The sequence below is a fragment of the Phenylobacterium sp. genome (genome assembly GCF_035276905.1).
Taxonomy (GTDB): Bacteria; Pseudomonadota; Alphaproteobacteria; order Caulobacterales; family Caulobacteraceae; genus Phenylobacterium.
The window spans coordinates 1-4099 of sequence record NZ_DATELG010000163.1; the positions used below are offsets into that span (position 1 = coordinate 1).

The following is a 4099-nucleotide window of genomic DNA, read 5'->3' on the forward strand; positions in this document are numbered from 1 at the left end:
GGTCACAGCCCCGGGATCAAGCTGCGAATTGCCTCGACGCCGCCGCGAACGCGCGGGCGATTACGCAACGTGCCCATTCTTTTCAACGTTGAACCGTCTCTATAGGCTCCGCCCCCGAGGGACAGGGACTGATTTGGGGAGGTCTGGTTGGCGGGCAGGTTCGACGCGAGGCAGGCGCAGACATCGGTTTTCGACGCCCTGGTCGACGCCAGCCGCCGGCACGGCCGTGACAAGCAGATCCTGGAGGACCAGGAGCGCTCGCCCACCACCTACCTCGGCCTGATCCGCGCATCCTTCGCGCTCGGCCGCAAGCTGTGCGACATCACCAAACCCGGCGAGCGGGTGGGCGTGCTGCTGCCGTCGAGCGCCGCAGCGGTCGTCACCTTCTTCGCCTTGCACGCCTTCGGCCGCACGCCGACGATGCTGAACTTCACCGCGGGCCTGCGGAACCTGCGCGCGGCGTGCGAGCTCGCGGAGGTGAAGCGGGTGCTGACCTCCCACCGCTTCGTCGAGCAGGCCAAGCTGCATGACGTGATCGACACGCTGGAGCCCTTAGCCTCGATCACCTACCTCGAGGAGGTGCGCCGCAAGGTGAACCTGCTGGACAAGCTCTATGCGGCCCTCGCCGGCGCCTTCCCCAAGGCGTTCCGCATCCGCACCAAGCCCAGCGACGCGGGCGTCATCCTGTTCACCTCCGGCAGTTTCGGCGCGCCGCGCGGCGTGGTGCTGACCCAGGCCAATCTGATCGCCAACGCCCGGCAGGTGGCCGCGCACATCGAGCTCGATCCCGACTGGACCTTCTTCAACCCCCTGCCCGTCTTCCACTGCTTCGGCCTGACCGGCGGGGTGCTCTTGCCGCTGTTCAGCGGGCTGAAAGCCGTCCAGTATCCTTCGCCGCTCCACACCAAACAGATCCCGCCGCTGATCCGCGACACCCAGGCCAAGGTGCTGCTGGCGACCGACACCTTCGTCAATCAGTACGCCCGCGCCGCCGCCCCGGGCGACCTGTCGGGCCTCAAGTTCATCGTCTGCGGCGCCGAGAAGGTGCGCGAGGAGACCCACAACCTGATCGCCGAGCGCTTCGGCCCGGTCCCGGTGCTGGAGGGCTATGGCGCGACCGAGGCCTCGCCGGTGATCGCGGTGAACAAGCCGACCGACAACCGGCGCGGCACGGTCGGCGGCCTCCTGCCCGGCATCGAGACCCGGCTGGAGAAGGTCGACGGCATCGCGCAGGGCGGACGTCTCTACGTGCGCGGGCCGAACATCATGGCCGGCTACCTCGTTCCCGGCGGCGGCCTTGAGCCCCCCGCCGGGGGCTGGCACGACACCGGCGACGTGGTCTCGGTCTCGTCCGACGGCTGGGTCAAAATCCTGGGTCGGGTCAAGCGCTTCGCCAAGGTCGGCGGCGAGATGGTCTCGCTGACCGCCGCCGAGGACCTGGCTTCCGCGGTCTGGCCGAACAGCCGTCATGCGGTGGTGGCGGTCGCCGACCCGAAGAAGGGCGAACGGCTGATCCTGGTCACCGACAAGCCCGACGCCGAGACCGGACCGCTGCTCATCCACGCCCAGGCGATCGGCGCCGGCGAGCTTGTCGTGCCCAAGCGGATCATCCGCGTGGTCGAGATCCCCGTGCTGGGCACCGGCAAGACCGACTATGTCGCGCTCGGCCGGATCGTCGACGCCGAGCTGCGGCGCGGCGCCTGAGCCCAGCCCCGGCGGAGCGTCGAGCCAGGATCCTCGCCCGGCGGGAGGGCTGTTCAATGTGCGCGAGAGCCCTGAAGGGGCGTCACGTCTACATGTGCAGCACCTGCCCGAAGGCGTCGAGGGAGGCCTCGTGCATGGCCTCGCTCATCGTCGGGTGCGGGAAGACGGTGGCCTGCAGCTCGGCCTCGGTGGCTTCCAGCGTCATGGCCAGCGTAAAGCCCTGGATCATCTCGGTGACCTCGGCGCCGATCATGTGCGCGCCGATCAGCGCCCCGGTCTTGGCGTCGAAGATGGTTTTCACGAAACCTTCCAGCTCGCCGGAGGCGATCGCCTTGCCGTTCACCTTGAACGGGAAGCGGCCGACCTTGATTTCGCGGCCCTGCTCCTTGGCCTGGGCCTCGGTGATCCCCACCGAGGCGATCTGCGGGTTCGAATAGGTGCAGCCCGGGATCGGCGAGGCGACGCTCACCGGCTTCAGGCCGGCGATGTGCTCCACGCAGTGGATGCCTTCGTGGCTCGCCTTGTGCGCCAGCCAGGGCGGACCGGCCACGTCGCCGATGGCGTAGAGGCCGGGCGCGCCCGTCCCGCCGTGGGCGTCGGTGACCACGTGGGTCTTCTCGACCTTCACCCCCAGCGCCTCGAGACCCAGATTCTCGACGTTGCCGACGATGCCGACCGCGACGATCGCCACCTCGGCTTCCAGCCTCTCGGCCTTGCCGCCGGCCTCGATCTCGATGGCGACGCCGGTCTTCGTCTTGGTGAGCTTCTTGACGCTGGCCGGCACGCGGAACTTCAGGCCGCGCTTCTCGAAGGCCTTCTTGGCCGCGGCCGAGACCTCCTCGTCCTCCACCGGCACGATGCGCGGCAGCATCTCGACGACCGTCACGTCCGAGCCCAGGGCGCGGTAGAAGCTGGCGAATTCGATGCCGATGGCGCCGGAGCCGATGACGACCAGCGACTTGGGCGCCGCCTTGGGGACCAGGGCCTCGCGGTAGGTCCAGACCCGCTCGCCGTCCGGCTCCAGGCCGATCTCCGGGATGGTCCTCGCCCTCGCCCCGGTGGCCAGAATGACGTGCTTGGCCTGGACCGTGCGCTCGCCGCCGGCCTTGAGCGCGATCACCGCCTTGGGCGCGCCCTCGCCCTTCTCGAGCCTGGCGGTTCCCTCGATCACCTCGATCTTGTGCTTGCGCATCAGGTAGCCGACGCCCGAGTTCAGCTGGGCGGCGACCTTGCGCGACCGCTCGACCACTTTGGCGAAGTCATAGCCGCGCTTCTCCACCGACAGGCCGTAGTCGCCCAGGTGATCCAGGGTCTCGTAGACCTCGCCCGACTTGAGCAGCGCCTTGGTCGGGATGCAGCCCCAGTTCAGGCAGACCCCGCCGAGCGCCTCGCGCTCGACGATGGCCGTCTTCATCCCGAGCTGAGCCGCGCGGATGGCCGTCACATATCCCCCGGGGCCCGAGCCAATCACCAGAACATCGAAGTCGATCGCCATACTCTGCTCCGCTCATCCCGGCGCGCCGGGAGCCCTCACTGAAACGACTTAGCGCTCTGGCCCCCCGGCAGGCGCTTGGATGCTGGTCGGACGATCTCTGTTCAGACGATCATCGTGATCGGGTCTTCGATCAGGCCCTTGAAGGCCTCCAGCCAGCGCGCGCCCACCGCGCCGTCCACGACCCGGTGGTCGCAGGTCAGCGTCACCGTCATGACGGTGGCGATGGCCAGCTGGTCACCGCGCACGACCGGTCGCTTCTCGCCAGCGCCCACCGACAGGATGCAGCCCTGCGGTGGGTTGATGATCGAGCCGAACGACTTGATGCCGAACATGCCGAGGTTGGACACCGAGAAGGTGCCGCCCATGAACTCCTCCGGCTTCAGCTTCATCGTCCGCGCGCGCTCGGCGAGGTCCTTCGCCTCGGTGGCGATCTCGGCCAGGCTCTTCAGCTCGGCCTTGAAGATGATCGGGGTGATCAGCCCGCCGTCGATCGCCACAGCCATCGAGATGTCGGCGTTGTGGTGATAGGCGATGCCTTCTGGGCTGAAGGAGGCGTTGGCTTCGGGCACCCGCTTCAGCGCAATGGCGCAGGCCTTCATGACGAGGTCGTTGACGCTGACCTTCACGCCCTGCTTTTCCAGCGCCTTGTTGATCTTGGTCCGCGCCGCCAGCAGCGCGTCGATCTCCAGGTCGATGGTCAGCGGGAAGTGCGGGATGTCGCGGAACGACTCCGACAGCCGCCGCGCCACCGTCTTGCGCATCATGTTGAGCGGCTTCAGGTCGTAGCTGCCCGCCGGAATGCCGAGCTGCTCGATCGACGAGGTCCCCGGCTTGGCCGCGGGCGCAACCGCCGGCGCGGCAGCCGCCGCGGGCTTGGGCGCCGCGGCCGGAGCCGCGCCC

At 68.6% G+C, this 4099-nt stretch carries 3 protein-coding genes; 1 reads left to right on the forward strand and 2 read right to left on the reverse strand.

Going from position 1 to position 4099, the window contains the following annotated elements:
- The first annotated feature begins 147 nt into the window (after positions 1-147).
- Positions 148-1704, forward strand: coding sequence for an AMP-binding protein (locus tag VJS38_RS07585; protein ID WP_324087547.1), 1557 nt, complete (start codon positions 148-150; stop codon positions 1702-1704).
- 88 nt (positions 1705-1792) lie between these two features.
- Here the strand turns inward: VJS38_RS07585 and lpdA are convergent, their stop codons facing one another.
- Positions 1793-3199 (reverse strand): dihydrolipoyl dehydrogenase, encoded by a 1407-nt coding sequence (gene lpdA / locus VJS38_RS07590; RefSeq protein ID WP_324087548.1) that lies wholly within the window; start codon positions 3197-3199, stop codon positions 1793-1795.
- A gap of 101 nt (positions 3200-3300) precedes the next feature.
- The coding region (locus tag VJS38_RS07595; protein ID WP_324087549.1) for a 2-oxo acid dehydrogenase subunit E2 at positions 3301-4099 on the reverse strand (799 nt) is incomplete at its 5' end.

Excerpts from the sequence above, each read along its gene's own strand:
- lpdA (WP_324087548.1), bottom strand. The coding sequence starts at position 3,199 with ATGGCGATCGACTTCGATGTTCTGGTGATTGGCTCGGGCCCCGGGGGA.